The organism is Nitrosomonas sp., from assembly GCF_040240425.1.
Classification (GTDB): domain Bacteria; phylum Pseudomonadota; class Gammaproteobacteria; order Burkholderiales; family Nitrosomonadaceae; genus Nitrosomonas.
Genome location: NZ_QPHG01000006.1, coordinates 80,941 through 96,077, shown reverse-complemented (window position 1 = coordinate 96,077; position 15,137 = coordinate 80,941). Strand labels below are relative to the sequence as shown.

Here is a 15,137-nt window from a genome sequence, read left to right as displayed (position 1 = left end):
ATTTCAAAATAAGGCTGCAAAGATGCCGAATCATCCCCAACGCACCCATATCTACCAAAATCATCATTTCGACAGTACGCGCTGGGACTATTTTGAATCGCGCGCTGACGATATCGTCATTGCAACGTCGTACAAAGCGGGTACCACGTGGACGCAAGCGATTGTTGCACATTTGCTCTTTCCCGATGGGAATTTCCCGGCGCCACCGGCGCACATGTCGCCGTGGCTGGATATGCGGATCATTCCGCTCGAAGTGGTTCTGAACAACTTAAAGGCGCAGCAGCACCGCCGCTTTATCAAGACGCACCTGCCGCTCGACGGCATGCCGTATTGCGAAAAGACCAAATACCTGTATATCGCCCGCGATCCGCGAGATGTTTTCATGTCGTTGTGGAATCACTATACCGGCCTGAAAGAAGAGGTGTTTATGCTGATGAACGGGCTGCCTGGGCGCGTGGGTGATGAACTTCCGCCGCCACCGGATGATATCCATGTTTTCTGGCGGAACTGGATAACGCGTGGCTGGTTTGCATGGGAAACCGACGGCTGGCCCTACTGGTCGCACCTCTCCAATGTGCAATCGTGGTGGAATTTCCGTCACTTGCCCAATATCCGGCTGTTCCACTACAACGACATGCTCGCGAATACCGAGCGTGAAGTTCGCCGCATCGCCGAATTTCTCGAGATCGATGTACCCGAACACGCATGGCCCGGCATCATCAAGGCTGTGTCATTTACCGAGATGAAACGCCAAGGCGAATTGTATGCGCCGGGAGGAGGGCAATTCTTTAAGGGTGGAGCGCAGACTTTCCTGCACAAAGGTACCAATGGCCGCTGGCGCGACGTGCTTTCCGATGAAGAGCTGGCGCTTTATGATGCGGCTTGCGGGCGTGCGTTGACTGCTGATTGCCGGGCGTGGTTGGAGAATGGCGGGGCGATTTGATACTGAAACTTGCGCAAGACTCGATCTGAAGCACTGATGTTGTCGGAGGCCGAGCGTGCCGAGTTAGTGTATGTTTTGGTTAAAAGTTTGGATGCACCCATTTTACGGATGCCTTGGAAACTTTGGATAAGGAAATTCTTCGCTGTCTTGCGGAGATTGATGCGGGTACCGCGAAGTTGATTAATCGAGAGGAATTCCGGCGGCGAATGCGAACGTATATCGGCGGTTGATCATGCAAAGAATAAAGATTCTTGAAGAAGCCGCTGAGGAAGTTATTATTTAGATTATCTCTCGATTGATGCGCCTCTTTGCATCGGCACATCCTACCGTGCTTATGCATTTGTTTTTATGAACTCGAAGTCGATGTGCGCAACTGCCAGCATGCGTTCCAAAATAATGTCGCGGGTTATAACGAATGCATCACCATGGCGGGGAAGTGGCACACCAGCTGTTTAACGTGAGTGCAGAAACTTCCGGTGGAGGAAAATAGTAATTAGGCGGTTGCCGGATTTCTGATGCGCCTGCTTACGTCGGCGCATCCTACTGTGCCCGGCATAACATATCCTGTCACATTAGCATATAGTTTAATGAACTGGCTATTTGATCTTCTTGGCTTGGAGTTCTCCAACTATATTTTTTGCGTTCTCTAATGCTTTGTCATGCTGCTCTTCGGTGGTGCTTTTATCTAGCTCTGATAAAACTGAAGCCAAAGCAACCATTGATTCGCGTCTTCTCTCAGAAATATTGAATCGAAGTGTATCATCTTTGATTAAAAGCATCGTTTGGCAATCTGAAAACTGCAAAAGATCTATTGTTCCGATGAGATTCTTTGCTTCTTGTATTTTTTGTGGCTCGAACGATGCGCGCCCTATTTTGAATTCTGCAGAACCGCCAGTAATTTCAATTGGCAATTCAAATCCTGTTACCTCTACTTTATAACCAGAATATTTTACCGCTCTTTCACATTTAACAGATGTTCCCCACCAACTGGATATTGATTCGCAGCCTTGTAAAACAAATAAAACTGAAGTAGCTAGTAATCCAACCGAAAGTTTTTTCATATTAGTACCCTTTTCCTATTTTTTTATTGTAATTCCAGTGTGTTCTAAAATTTTATCCTTAGTAATGGAAATCGCTTTTAACACATCGTGTTCATTCTTTGCACTGCTCAAACGAGAGCCGTAAGTGCCGACAACGTCACTAATTAATTTATTTCTTTCCTCAGCAATCATCATTCTGACATGATCTGGATAAGCTTCGCTTACCATTTTTAGGCACATGGAATAGATAACGTTGTCGATTTCTCGAATAAGATTTGATGATTCTTGTAGAGTAGTTTCTGACACTTCAAGGCTTCCAAAAGCTACCAACTGATCCGGTGTATCCTTAGTCGCCCTCTCACAAGTAATATTTCTATATTGTAATGATGCGGGAAGTGACGAAGATTGTGAATATATGTTCTGGAGGCTACTGCTGACGTGACTAAAATCATCTTTATCAGAAATGGCTGAATTGATAAGTGATTGAGAAAAGTAACTAGAAAATCCTGAGCTAACTTCGAAAGCAAGAGAAACAGATGGGTACACAATAACCATCAAGCTAATTAGTCGCAGATTACTTGTGATCATATATCTGATCTTCATTATTTTGCTTACTACGAACCAGCTACAATTGGGTGATATGATATATTTCATCAGAAATGACAGCGATTAAGATAATAATCATAATGATACCTCACTATTTCAATTGTTTCTTGGGTTTGTTGACGTTTCTAAAATATGTATTTAAGAATAAGCGCTTTTAATCGCGAAAATAATTCACTAACACAAAATGTGTTTTTGTCAAATTTTGTAGACTCTAGGCAATCAAAATCCACCACTAGAGACATTGTGATGATTTTTGCGATATTTTCTAACCAATAGTTTCAAAAATTGTAACTGCCGATTTTGTGCGTTGCATTAACCAAACAATCGGCAATTTCGAATCAGGATTTTCACTCACTCGATCCAACAATCGCCGCTTACTCTCCCCCGTAACCACCAGAGCAATCTGCTCGCTTTCCGCCAGCAGTTTCAACGAAAGGCTGATGCGCAGCGATGGCGCAGCCGGTGGTGCGGCCGCAACGCAGTGATGAGTATCAATTAAATGGGGGGCCATGCCGGGAAATAGCGAGGCAATGTGCCCATCTTCGCCTAAGCCCAATACCGTCAAGCTCAATGGCAACGGCAGTTTTTCCAATCGCTGGTGAATTACTTCGATGGCGTCAAAGGGATTATCGTGATGGGTTCTGAGTCCCACGAAGCGCGTGTTCGCGGGTAAGTGATTCATCAGGTGTTGCTTGACCAGATGCTCGTTGGATTGCGTATCGTTGACATCAACCCAGCGCTCATCGGACAGCGTGACAGTAATCCGATCCCAAGGCAACTTACATTTTGCCAGTGCGGGCAGGTAATGGCGCGGGGTGCTGCCGCCGGGGACGACGAGGGTGGCTTGCGGTTTACGGTTCAGGGTATTTTGCAGCGCGGTTGCGGCAAAATCGGCGAAGCCTTGGCTTAACGACTCAATATTAGGGAAGACCTTGCGTTGCAGCGGCATGCGAGGGTTATTGCACCAGGCTGCGCAGATCCGGCACGGTTTCGATGTGCGCCGGGAACGGATTCGGGTCGCCGGGAAACACGCGCCCGAGGAAAGCGGTGTTGTTGGCTTGCGCACCTTCCAAATCTGCCATCGCATCACCGATCATCAATACCGATTCGGGTTTCAGTTCATGTGCTGCCAGAATTTCCGCGATGATGGTTTTCTTCAGCGCCGGGGCACCGCGTACGGCAGTAAAGTAGGGTGCGAGGCCGCGGCGTTCGACGATGACTTTAAGCTCGACTTCAGGTGTGCCGGAAGCAACGAATAATGGGATTCTGCCGGATTGCTGGCGGATCAGCTCGATTGCGCCAGGTACCGGTTCGGCAGCGATGACCGCTTCAACGACCAGTTCGGAAAAACGGATGTCCAATTGTTGTTCTTCCGCTTCCGTTAATGGCGGTTTGTTGAGGAAATGCTCCTGGAAATGGCGGAATTTGCGGTAGCGCGACATGCCGCCGTTTTGTGTGTGGAATTGCACCACTTGTGCGACGATGTCGTCGCCGTACGCGCGGTACAGTTCAGCGAACGCTTGTGTTTTGATTTTGCCAGATTCGACCACGACACCGTCGAAGTCGAAAATGATCGCTTGCCAGTTGAAATTGTTCATGGCTAGGCGCGATTGTCCGACGTGGACGGTGTGGCGTCGTCGTTTTCATCGCTATGATGCAAATCCTGGTGAATTTCCCGTAGGCAATCGAGGATGCCTTGACCCAGATCGACATGTTCATTCAGTACCAGCTTGCGGCCGACGCGCGGTTGAAACGCGTACGGGGTAATCTCATAGTGGTGCACAGCATTGGCTTCGTCAAAATGCAATTCCACAGGCCACGGCAGGATTTCCGAGATCATCGTCATGACATCCTTGATGCGTAATCTTTCCTGGCCGGTTAGGATCATGTGCCGGTTGGCGAATTCGGGTGCCAATATTTGCACGCTCATGCGCGCCGCATCTTCCACGTGAATATATTCGCGCATCGCGTCGCCACTACCTTTGTAGGTGATGGAATGATGCGCGACGGCTTCGTGCAGCATGCGGTAGATGCCGTTGCGTTTGTCGGAACGCCGCCCATACAGCGAGCCATAGCGCAGAATGCTGTAATCCAGGCCGTAGCGCTCGTGGTAAGTCTCGGTGAAACGTTCCGCGGCCTGTTTGCTGGCGCGGTAAAAAGAACCGGATTCGGAATAAACATAAATGCTGCTGGCGAAGACAAAACGGCGCGCACCGGCGATGCGGGCGGCTTCCAACGCGTGCATATTACCCAGTACATTGATGGTGGCGGTCGGGATCGGTTTGTCGTTGGCTTCGTCGATGTCGGCGATGGCAGCGAAGTTGTATACGATGGAAGTTCCCTTGGCTGCTTCGATCACTTGATCGAGATTCATGATGTCGCCGATGATCATTTCCTGATTGCTTTTCAGAAACGGCGATGGGCTGCGGTCAAATAACCGTACCCGGTAGCCCGCAGCCGATAATGCATCGGCGACATGGCTGCCCAAAAAACCGCTGGCGCCAAATACCACAACCGTTTCATTCACCATAGTGTTATCCGTTGTTGATGAGACCTGCTTTGATTAAACCCTGCACTAGATTTTCCGCCGCTTCGATTTCCATGCGCTGGCGTGATTCCCGGGCCAGCGATCCGACATGCGATGTCAGGGTGATGTTGCTGAATTCAAGCAGCGCGCCTTGATAGGGTTCCTGCTCGAATACATCGAGCGCCGTAGCGCTCACCTTGCCGGATTTCAGCGCATCGGCGAGCGCGCTTTCATCGATCAATCCACCCCGTGCGGCGTTGATGACGATGACCTCGGGTTTCATTGCCGCGAATGCCTTGACATTCAGCAAATGATGCGTATCCGCGCTGTATGATGTGTGCAGCGTGATGATGTCGGCGGTTGCCAGCAATTGTTCCAGCGGCACTAATGTCACGCCGCCGGGCACCTGAGTGGCGAACGGATCGTGCGCGATCACCGTGGCTTCAAACGCCTGGCATAAGCGCGCAACGCGGCGGCCGATGTGCCCCAGGCCGATCACGCCGACGGTTTGCGCCGCGAGCAGGCGGCCTTGCGTGCGCGGCCATTCGCCATTGCGCACTGCGCGATCGATCGTACCGATTTGCCGCAATAAGCTCAGGATATAACCGAGCGTTAGCTCAGCTACGGCTTGCGCGGGGGCTTCCGGTGTGTTCAGCACTTGAATGCCGTGATTCTTCGCCGCTGCCAAATCAACGCTGTCCATGCCGGCGCCGCAGCGCGAAATGACTTTCAGATTCGGGGCGGATTGAAGCACGCGTCCGGTCAACGGTTCGATCCCGGCGATCAAGCCGGTCGCGCCACCGCTCAGCAATTCGATGATTTCATCTTCGGTGAGTTTGCGCTTGTGCGGATTGGTGATGACCTGAAAACCTTGTTGCAGCAGGCGCTGAATGGCCGGATTGTTGCCGGTATCGAACGACGAAGTGGAAATGACAAATGAGTTCATGATGTTTTCAATGTGGCGTGAATGCTTTGTAAATGCGTGCGGCAGATAGAATCGAGAATGCGGATATCCAGTGCGTAGCCGAGGAAATTGAAACCGGCTGCGATGCGTTGCTGCAATGCCTGTGGATCGGGTTCGATGACATGAATACCGCCCGGCTTACCGGCGCAGCGACCTGCTTCCAGCACTTGCGCGATGGCCGCTTGCACGTCCGGGTGATTCAGATCGCCAGGGCGTCCCATCGAGCCGGATAAATCGTACGGGCCGATGATGTAGGCATCGATGCCGGGGACAGCCAGAATCTCGTCAATGGCTTTGACCGCGTCGACATGTTCGATCATCACGACGATCACGGCGTTTTCTTCCAGCCACTGGCGGTAAGCCTGGAAACTTGCACCGTAGCCTTGCGCGCGCGCCAGACCGACGCCGCGTTGCCCGCGCGGGGGGTAATACACGCCATCCACGGCTGCTTTGGCATCGGCGGCGGATTTGATCATCGGCACCATGATGCCGGTTGCGCCAGCATCCATGACGCGCTTGATCTGATCGGGATGATTCGATGTCAGACGCACGATGGCCGGGCATTGCTTGGCGTCCAGCACTTGGATAATCGTTTGTACTTCGCCGAGTTCCAGCACGCTGTGCTCCATATCCAGCACCAGCCAGTCGAATCCGGCGGATGCCATGATTTCGGCAATCGATGGATGCCCTAGCGTGACCCACGAACCGATGGTCAATTCGGACCGATTCAATCTTGATTTTAGTGACATGATCGTTCCTAGTATTGGGACAGCAACGGATCTGTTGCCATCAGTTTCTCGACGCGCGCCAGATCCTCCGGGGTATCCACCGCCTGGGTATTGTATTCGGTAGGAACCATCTTGACTTGCATGCCGTGCTCGAGCAGACGCAGCATGTCGATGGATTCCAGCTGTTCCAGCGGTGTCGGTGTCAAATGCGTGTATTGATACAAGGTGCTGCGGCGGAAAGGAATGATGCAGACTTGTTTGTAAGCGGCTGTATTGGCGAAACCGGTTTTGGCGATTGTCGGAATCGGGCGGCGTGACATATACAGCGCGTCATTGTGCTGATTCATGACGACCTTGATGGTATTGGCGTCGAGGTAATCGGCTTCATGGTCAATTTTGCGCACCAGGTTGACGCAGCCCAGTTTTGGATCATCTTTGAAAGGCGCTACGGCGGTATCGATCATATCGGGGTGTGTCATCGGTTCATCGCCTTGCACCATGACGATTAATTCGGCGTCCAGATAGACAACCGCTTCCGCGACGCGATCACTGGCGCGTTCGTGCGTATCGGATGTCATGATTACTTTGGCACCGAAACCTTCCGCGATTTGCCGGATTTCCTCGTCGCAGGTGGCGATGTAAGTGGCATCGAGCGATTTGCTCATCGCCACGCGTTTGTAAATATGTTCAATCATCGGGCGTCCCAGGATTTTTGCGATGGGTTTGCCTGGGAAGCGCGATGAGCCCATGCGGGCCGGTATTACAGCGATTGTTTTCATGAAAATGTTTTGTGTGTTTTGTAAAGGGTTGAGTACGAAAAGTTACCGTCTGAAGCGATGTGCTGATTATCCGGTTTTTCCTCTTTTCTGGGCAATATTTATTGTTAAATTTTGTCGATGTGTTGCTTGTTGCAATAATTTTAAGAATGCGAAGGATTCGTTGCTGGTAATTGCCAGATCGCCAGAGTAAAATGGCGCGCACTTACAGAATCTACTGTTTAAACTGGGAAAGTACTTGAAATGCTGCGAGTTCTGAATATTTTTGCCATCGTATCACAGTCATGAAAGCCCTCTTTTTTCTTCGCCACTATAACGATATCGATCATGTCACGCCAGTCATCTACAAATGGATTGGATTGGGCCATCAATGCGATGTGGTGCTGATCGGTTCCACCCAATTCCGCCGCGATTTCCGCATTAAATACTTAAGCCAACTGCAAGGTGTGCGCGTTGCGCATATGAAAGAGCTGTTTCCGCTGACCGTGTATATTAAATGGCGCTTGCAAATGTTGATGCTGACGCGCAATGTGCGGCGCATCAAGGTGATAGGCAAGTTGGCGGAAAAACTGGCCGAGCGCTGTGACGAAAAGCAACGCGCGCCATTGTGGCGGCATACCGCTGAATTTCTGTTGAACCGGTGTTTTGGCGATGCAGGTAAAGGTGTTGTCGCATTTGATTGGATTGAACGCAATTCGGTAATTTGCGTGGAATGGGTTGAAGTCGTGATTGCCATGGCAAAAGAGAAGGGATTGGGCACGATCTCTTTGCCGCATGGCGATAGCCCGCACGCCAGCCAATTGATCCGCCGCGGTGAAAGACGTGTGGAGCCGGATATTACATTTTCGGCGGCTACCATATTTGATAAGGTGGTGGTGCCTAATGAGTTATGTTCCGTGCGTTTCCGCCCGTTTATGACAGACAACCAGCTCGCCGTATTGGGCTCGCCGCGTTATTGTGAAGAATGGCTGAAGATACTGGCTGGATTGATGCCGCCTTCGCCGCTGATTCGTTCAGACAGCCGCCTTAAGATTGTCATGTTCCTGAGAAAAGCCAACTTTACGACATTCTGGGAAGAAGTCGGTGAAGTGGTTCATATGATCGCAGAGTTTCCCGGTGTAGAGCTGGTTATCAAACCGCATACCCGCAGCGGCTGGAAGCAGTCGCTGACCACGGACAGTTCGATCAAAAAATTGCCCAATGTCCGTGTTGCCAGCGACGATGCCCATTCGGTGCATTTGATGAATTGGGCTGATGTCATCATCGACTTGGCGACTTCCGTGGTATTTGAAGCCGTGCGGGCGAAAAAGCCCGTTCTGGCGGCTGATTATTTAATCGCGGCGCGTTCGGCAGTAGCGTATTACATGCCGGAAACCGAGCTGAAATGCCGCGACGAAGTGTATGAGAAAATAGATTATTTTCTTAACAACGGCTGCGATTCTTTTTATGTCGAAGAACACCGGCAGCGTTTTTTAAGAGAAATGCTGGATTATCCGGATGCAAATGTGCTACCCCGTTATGTGTCGCTTCTTGAGCAGCTCGCTGGTTAAGTTGCTTCAGATCTTGTCTTGTTAATAATAATCAAGGCTTATACCTAACCTAGAGTGTGATCATGATGCTGGCAAAAGACATATTGAATGAGTTGGTTGTGGCAGCCTATAAATTGAAAGGCGGTTATACCGATGTGCTGGTCAGAGATCAGCATATTTTGATTTCGGTTGATCACTTGCGTACACTCAATCGCGCTAAAACCTATTCAAAAAAAGAACCGGACACCCTGGATTGGCTGGATAGTTTTGAACCGGGCTCGTGTTATTTCGATATCGGCGCCAATATCGGGCAATATTCGTTATATCCGGCCAAGAAATACGGCGATAAGGTGCAAGTGTTTGCTTTTGAGCCGCAAAGTAATAATTACTATGCGCTCAATAAGAATATTTACCTGAATAACTTGGGGAAAAATATTCTGTCATACTGCGTGGCGGTATCGGGGCGAAGTGAATTTTCCAAATTGTATATTCCCAAGTTTATTCCCGGCGGGAACCGCTCGCAGTTCGGGCATGAAGACCTGGAGAACATGAAAATGCCGGCAACGCATATCCAAGGAATGTTTGGCGTGACGTTGGACGATCTGTGCGGGAAATGGGGTTTTCCGGTACCGAATTACATAAAAATCGATGTCGATGGCATTGAGATTCCCATTTTGCGAGGGGCATCCGCGGTTTTGGCAAACCCGGCGCTGAAATCCGTGATCATAGAACTGGGCACGGATACCGAGCAGGAAAAAGCCATTGCCATCATGAAACAGGCCGGTCTCGAAGTGAAACAAAGACCGTCCAAGAATTGGGGCGAAAGCTATTTGATTTTTGGCCGGATTTGATGCGTTAGGATCTCTTAGGCAGAACGCGATGAATGAAACTGCCGCACCGATTATTGATGTCGTGATTCCTGTTTATAATGCAACGGAATTGACGAAACAGTGTATTGATTCCGTCGTGACTCATTTGGGTTCGTCAATCAGAACCGTTCATATTCAGGACGATGCATCGGGTGCTGAGACTCGCGCGATGCTCGACAATCTATCTTATCCGCAGCTTCATATTTACCATGCGCCTGAGAACCAGGGATACGGAAAGTCAGTCAACGAAGCGGTTGCGCGTTCGAATGCCGATTGGGTGCTGGTGCTTAATTCCGATATCGAAGTATCGAACAATTTCTTGCTGCTGCTGTGCGGCGCTCTGGCTGCTGATTCAAAATTGGCGGTCATCAGCCCCATGGAAGGCGATAGTCAGGAAACACAAGCCAGCCGCTACGCGCGGCAGCCGGGCGGGTATATTTTGACCTATCGCTTCAGAGGCTATGCTTTCTTGATCCGCCGTGCTGTTTTTCAGACGATGGGCGGCTTTGATGCGCAATTTGGCAGGGGGTATTATGAAGATACCGATCTGGGACGCCGTTTGGATCAACAAGGCTGGCGCATGGGCGTGCATCCGGATGCGGCGATTCGTCACGAAACCGGCGCGTCGTTTGGGCGAGGAAAATCTTACCGGGAATTGGTGCAGCGCAATCGTGCACGGTATCTCTCGCGTTATCCGCTGGCGCGGCGGAATGTGCTGGCCGTTTCCGGCAATGCTATTTTGGCTGACTTGCCATCCCGGATTGCGGATTCGATGGAGCAAGTGATGCGGCAAGGCGGGCGGTTGCATTGGCTGACGCCATCGCCATTACCGCAGCTGTCGTGCCTGCAAATGCGTAACGGTAAAGCGAGCTTTAAAACCATCCTGAAACTGATGCTGCGTGGCTGGTCACGCGAAGATAAGCGCATCACCGCCGTGTGGATTTTGCCGGGGGTGCCAGCAGGACTGCGCATTGTATTAGCGCTGTTCATTCAGATGTATCGGCTGGAAATGCGCGAGTGGAAAGCGGATTAGCTTGAATCGGAATCACCGTGGCGCTTGCCGGATTCGCAATCGGACTTGCTGCCTCCACAGCGGCGCGCAAACACGATAGGGTCAAACAGAATCCGGAGTAATGGCACTTTCACGTTATTGGGACTTTCACCAAGGCTTATAAACATCGCTTGATTGGCTTTATGCACACATCCATCACACGGCAGGAAATATTCATCCGGTTTGCACTGGTTCTCGTTTGCGCGGGATTCTGGCGCGGCGAGTTGAATTATTTTTCCTTTCCCTTGCTCATTATTGCTTGCCTGATGGATGGTGGTTTGTACCGGTTGCATCAGGCTCACAGGTTGCCTCTGGTACAAGCGATTGTGCTGCTGTGCACGCTATTGCTGGTTGGGTTGTTGTGGAGCGAGCTACCCGATCATGGCAAGATGAAATGGGTGAAGTACTTTATGTTGCTGATGCTAATTCCGTTCTATTTACTGTTGAATAAGGAGCGCATGCCCTGGGCAGCCGGTGGATTGATCACGGGTTATCTGCTGGTTTTGGGTCTGGGTGTGTACCAGTGGCAGGTAACAGGCGAGCAGGGCATTGCGCTGTTGAACATGTCCTATCTGAGTTTTTCGGCAATGCTTGGAGCGGGCGCGATCGTGTCCGTCGGATGGGCTTGCATGAGCCGCTCGGTACCACTGGCGGTCGTCTTGTGGATTGTCGCCATCGCATTAATTTATGTGCAATTTCATCAATATGGCCGGGTGCTTCTGCTGGCGACGCTGATGGCCATCGTGTTGCAAACTTACTTGCGTTATAAACTGGATATCCGGAAATTCTTCGGCATTTTTGCCGCTGTGTCGATAGCCGCCGGGATTTTTGCTTATAGTAGCCCCGCCTTTCAAGAGAGATTACTGCTGGTTAAAAGCGATATCGAATTGTTGCAGGGGGGCAATTACAGTTCCAGTTTGGGGTATCGCCTAGCCATGTGGGATGTCGGCTTGCACAGTATCGCCGAGCGTCCGTGGACAGGGTATGGCACGGGTACGCCGGAGCGTTATTTCGATACCACGATTCAAACGTACAAAAACGGTCTTTATAAGGATTTACCGGCATTCCAGAAAACATCGCATTACCATAACGATTGGATTGAGATCGGTATGCATATCGGTATCGCGGGCCTGCTGGCGTTGCTATTTCTTTATTGGGCCTGGTATCAGACATTCCGGAGAATCGGCTTGGGTCTGCTGGGAGCTGGTTTGGTCAGTTATGTTTTTCTCGCAGGGCTGACGGACGCCTTTCTTATTTTCAGCAGAATGCCGGTATTATTGCTGGTGATCACTGCGATCGCCATGCGCTGGCAACAACAAAAACCGGAAAGGATTTAAGTGACGATACCAGCAGAGCAGATTGGCACCGAAGCAAATTCAACTTGCTATGCGTGCGGCAAACAAGGTGAAGTCCTGTATCGTGGTCTGACCGACCGGCTGTTTGGCGCGCCAGGCGAATGGGCACTGAGGAAATGTACGAATGCGGAATGCGGTCTGATCTGGCTTGACCCCAGACCGGCGGTGGATGAGATTGGCAAGGCTTACCGGAATTATTACACGCACGGCCATGCGAATCATGCGCGGCAATCACGCTGGGCGCGCATCGTTCGCGCCATTTTGCATACCATGAGTATTCATTTGCTGGGATTGCGGCGTGAACGGCGGCGTTATAAGTGTGTTTATCTGGACAAAACACCGCCGGGACGATTGCTGGAAGTGGGTTGCGGTAATGGAAAGCGGCTGGCGCGCATGCGCGCGCTGGGTTGGGATGTGATGGGGCAGGAAATTGATCCGGTGGCTGCGGAACATGTGCGGAACGTGAAAGGAATTCCGGTGCATTTAGGGCCGCTTGAAACCATCGAATCCGGTGAATATGATGTGGTGGTGCTGAGTCACGTCATTGAGCATGTGCACGATCCCGTGGCGATGCTAATGACTTGCCGCCGTTTGCTGAAGCACAATGGTTTGCTGGTGGTGCTGACGCCGAACGCCGCGAGTTATGGACACAGTAAGTTCGGTGCTGCTTGGCGTGGTCTTGAGCCGCCCAGGCATTTGCATTTATTTACCAGCCACACGTTGAACCAGCTGGCGCTGAAAGCTGGTTTCAGCGATCCGCGTTGCTGGACAACACCAATCGGTGCGTATGGCATTGGTCAGAGCAGTCCGCCATTGGCTGAAGCAGCAATCGGACAGCAATCCATTACGATCCGCGATGTCATACGGGGATTCAGGTTTCAGGTGGCTGCCAGTCTGGTTTATCTGTTTAATAAAAATTCCGGTGAAGAGTGTGTATTAATGGCATCAAAGAAAACAACTCCGTTCTGATTCACGATCATAAAGGAGGAATCAATGAACGATATTCAATCAGCGGTTATTCCTGAGTCAGACGGATTCATTCCGGTTAATCCGGCGGTTGAAGCGTATATGCGCACCTTGGTTACGCACAGCGATCACCCAGCGCTTGCTGAAATGGAAGAATTTGCGCAGCTGAGAAATTTTCCGATTGTTAATCGCTTGGCCGGTATTTTTCTTGAAACGCAGGCGAAAATGATTAACGCCAAGCGGGTATTTGAATTTGGCAGCGGTTATGGGTATTCGGCGTATTGGTTTGCCAGAGCGGTAGGCGCCGGTGGACGTGTGATATGCAGTGACGCGGATGCCAACAATCGCATGCGTGCGGAGAAATATCTCTCCGCTGCTGATGTATGGCAACGGATAGAGTTTTGCGTGGGGTTGGCACAGGATGTTTTTGCCCAAACGGATGGGATATTCGATATTTGTTATAACGATGTAGACAAGGGCTATTATCCGGAAATCTGGCAGATGGCGAAGCAACGCATACGTTCCGGCGGGCTGTATATTGCCGATAATGTGTTATGGCATGGCCGTGTTGCGTTGCAAGGCTCGCAAGAGACGGGGCGTGGTTCGACGGAAGCGATTATGGAGCATAACCGGCTGATTTTTAATGATCTGGATTTTGATGCGTTTATCAATCCAATCCGTGATGGTGTGATTGTTGCCCGGAAGAAATAATAGCCGCGCGTGCCTCTGAACGATGCGAATCCTTGTGCGAAGTGGATTTCTTGATCATGCAATTGGCATGGCGGTTTAATCGATAAATTGGTATAGTTAATATACTTTTCGTTTGCAATGCGGCATGTTTTTTATGATGTGCACAGTGCTATAAATTATCTTTTTCAAGGAAATAAATTTTTATGCAAATTCATGTTTACGATACGTATGTTAAGGCACAAGATGGACATACCATGCACTTTGATGTGTTCACAGCGGTGAAGGATGATCAGAAAGCGGTTGAATATGCCAAACAGTGGTTGACGTCAATCGGCGAAAACAATGCAGTTGTGACCAGCCGGGAATGTAGTTTTTGCCATAGCCAGAGCGCTCCTGCAAATGTGATTGATGAAATCACAAAAAACGGTTTTTATATATACAAGATGGAAGGCTGTTAATAATCTTGGCGAATGGTTGGTCATTGGAATTGAAGATGCTTCACTCATGATACTGATCAATCGCTGAAAAATCGTATCGACAATACTTCTCAAGGTTTTCAAAATGAAGCGGAAATGTAGAAAATTGATATTGACTGGTGTTATTTTTTCACTCTATAATTCAGTGCAAGCCGCAGAACCGAAACTGCTCGGCCAGCATGGTGACTGGACCGCTTATATGTTCATGGAGAACAATAGCAAGGTGTGTTACATGGTGAGCCAGCCGAAAAAATCGGAAGGGAATTACTCAAAGCGTGGCGATGTATTTGCGTTGATTACGCATCGCCCTGCAGAGAAGAGTAAAAATGTTTTCAGCTATATCGCCGGTTATCCCTATAAGCCGGGAAGTGATGCGACGGTTACTGTTAACAATCAAAGTTTCAAGCTGTTTACTCAGGATGATTCAGCGTGGGCTCCCGATCAAGCAACCGATAATAAAATAACGGATGCGATCAAACGTGGAAGCTCCCTGGTGGTTAAAGGTGCATCGGCTCGTGGAACAGAAACCGTGGATACATTCGGATTGGGCGGTTCGACGTCCGCGCATAAGGCAATCTCGGCTGAATGTGGTGTGAAATAATCGGATTCTTATCGTT

17 protein-coding genes are annotated in these 15,137 nt (G+C 50.1%); 9 read left to right on the top strand and 8 right to left on the bottom strand.

The window, feature by feature from the left end; genetic code table 11:
* Nucleotides 1-22: 22 nt before the first annotated feature.
* Complete coding sequence (locus DU481_RS03630) at nt 23-943, top strand: sulfotransferase domain-containing protein (protein ID WP_350132662.1); 921 nt, start codon at nt 23-25, stop codon at nt 941-943.
* Nucleotides 944-1,539: 596 nt separating this feature from the next.
* Here the strand turns inward: DU481_RS03630 and DU481_RS03625 are convergent.
* The 8 genes from DU481_RS03625 to DU481_RS03590 form a co-directional block, all read right to left on the bottom strand.
* Nucleotides 1,540-2,004, bottom strand: coding sequence for a hypothetical protein (locus DU481_RS03625; protein WP_350132661.1), 465 nt, complete (start codon nt 2,002-2,004; stop codon nt 1,540-1,542).
* A gap of 15 nt (nt 2,005-2,019) precedes the next feature.
* Nucleotides 2,020-2,571 (bottom strand): hypothetical protein, encoded by a 552-nt coding sequence (locus DU481_RS03620; protein ID WP_350132659.1) that lies wholly within the window; start codon nt 2,569-2,571, stop codon nt 2,020-2,022.
* A gap of 283 nt (nt 2,572-2,854) precedes the next feature.
* Nucleotides 2,855-3,538 carry a 6-phosphogluconolactonase gene (gene pgl / locus DU481_RS03615; protein WP_350132657.1) on the bottom strand — a complete coding sequence of 228 codons (684 nt, stop codon included), beginning with the start codon at nt 3,536-3,538 and terminating at the stop codon, nt 2,855-2,857.
* A 7-nt stretch (nt 3,539-3,545) separates the two neighbouring features.
* Entirely contained in the window at nt 3,546-4,187 is a 642-nt protein-coding gene (locus DU481_RS03610) for an HAD family hydrolase (protein ID WP_350132655.1), read from the bottom strand.
* Nucleotides 4,188-4,189: 2 nt separating this feature from the next.
* A complete protein-coding gene (locus DU481_RS03605) occupies nt 4,190-5,119 on the bottom strand; it encodes an NAD-dependent epimerase/dehydratase family protein (RefSeq protein WP_350132653.1) in 930 nt (309 codons plus the stop codon).
* Between the two features lie 4 nt (nt 5,120-5,123).
* Nucleotides 5,124-6,062: a phosphoglycerate dehydrogenase gene (locus DU481_RS03600; RefSeq protein ID WP_350132651.1), complete on the bottom strand. Its 939-nt coding sequence runs from the start codon at nt 6,060-6,062 to the stop codon at nt 5,124-5,126.
* Complete coding sequence (locus DU481_RS03595) at nt 6,059-6,829, bottom strand: HpcH/HpaI aldolase family protein (RefSeq protein WP_350132649.1); 771 nt, start codon at nt 6,827-6,829, stop codon at nt 6,059-6,061. Before DU481_RS03595 ends, DU481_RS03600 begins: the two co-directional genes overlap by 4 nt.
* An 8-nt stretch (nt 6,830-6,837) precedes the next feature.
* Nucleotides 6,838-7,587 carry a 3-deoxy-manno-octulosonate cytidylyltransferase gene (locus tag DU481_RS03590; protein ID WP_350132647.1) on the bottom strand — a complete coding sequence of 250 codons (750 nt, stop codon included), beginning with the start codon at nt 7,585-7,587 and terminating at the stop codon, nt 6,838-6,840.
* A gap of 281 nt (nt 7,588-7,868) precedes the next feature.
* Here DU481_RS03590 and DU481_RS03585 point away from each other — a divergent pair, with 281 nt between their 5' ends.
* The 8 genes from DU481_RS03585 to DU481_RS03550 all read left to right on the top strand — a co-directional run bounded on the left by DU481_RS03585 (nt 7,869) and on the right by DU481_RS03550 (nt 15,121).
* Nucleotides 7,869-9,134 carry a hypothetical protein gene (locus DU481_RS03585; protein WP_350132645.1) on the top strand — a complete coding sequence of 422 codons (1,266 nt, stop codon included), beginning with the start codon at nt 7,869-7,871 and terminating at the stop codon, nt 9,132-9,134.
* Nucleotides 9,135-9,196: 62 nt separating this feature from the next.
* Entirely contained in the window at nt 9,197-9,964 is a 768-nt protein-coding gene (locus tag DU481_RS03580; protein WP_350132643.1) for an FkbM family methyltransferase, read from the top strand.
* Nucleotides 9,965-9,992: 28 nt separating this feature from the next.
* On the top strand, nt 9,993-11,015 hold the full coding sequence (locus tag DU481_RS03575) for a glycosyltransferase family 2 protein (RefSeq protein WP_350132641.1): 1,023 nt from the start codon (nt 9,993-9,995) through the stop codon (nt 11,013-11,015).
* 161 nt (nt 11,016-11,176) lie between these two features.
* Nucleotides 11,177-12,370: an O-antigen ligase family protein gene (locus DU481_RS03570; RefSeq protein WP_350132639.1), complete on the top strand. Its 1,194-nt coding sequence runs from the start codon at nt 11,177-11,179 to the stop codon at nt 12,368-12,370.
* On the top strand, nt 12,371-13,357 hold the full coding sequence (locus tag DU481_RS03565; RefSeq protein ID WP_350132637.1) for a class I SAM-dependent methyltransferase: 987 nt from the start codon (nt 12,371-12,373) through the stop codon (nt 13,355-13,357). It abuts the gene before it with no gap.
* Between the two features lie 24 nt (nt 13,358-13,381).
* Nucleotides 13,382-14,065 (top strand): O-methyltransferase, encoded by a 684-nt coding sequence (locus DU481_RS03560; RefSeq protein WP_350132635.1) that lies wholly within the window; start codon nt 13,382-13,384, stop codon nt 14,063-14,065.
* Nucleotides 14,066-14,247: 182 nt separating this feature from the next.
* Nucleotides 14,248-14,502: a DUF2024 family protein gene (locus DU481_RS03555; RefSeq protein WP_090315493.1), complete on the top strand. Its 255-nt coding sequence runs from the start codon at nt 14,248-14,250 to the stop codon at nt 14,500-14,502.
* 103 nt (nt 14,503-14,605) lie between these two features.
* A complete protein-coding gene (locus DU481_RS03550; RefSeq protein WP_350132633.1) occupies nt 14,606-15,121 on the top strand; it encodes an invasion associated locus B family protein in 516 nt (171 codons plus the stop codon).
* Nucleotides 15,122-15,137: the final 16 nt, after the last annotated feature.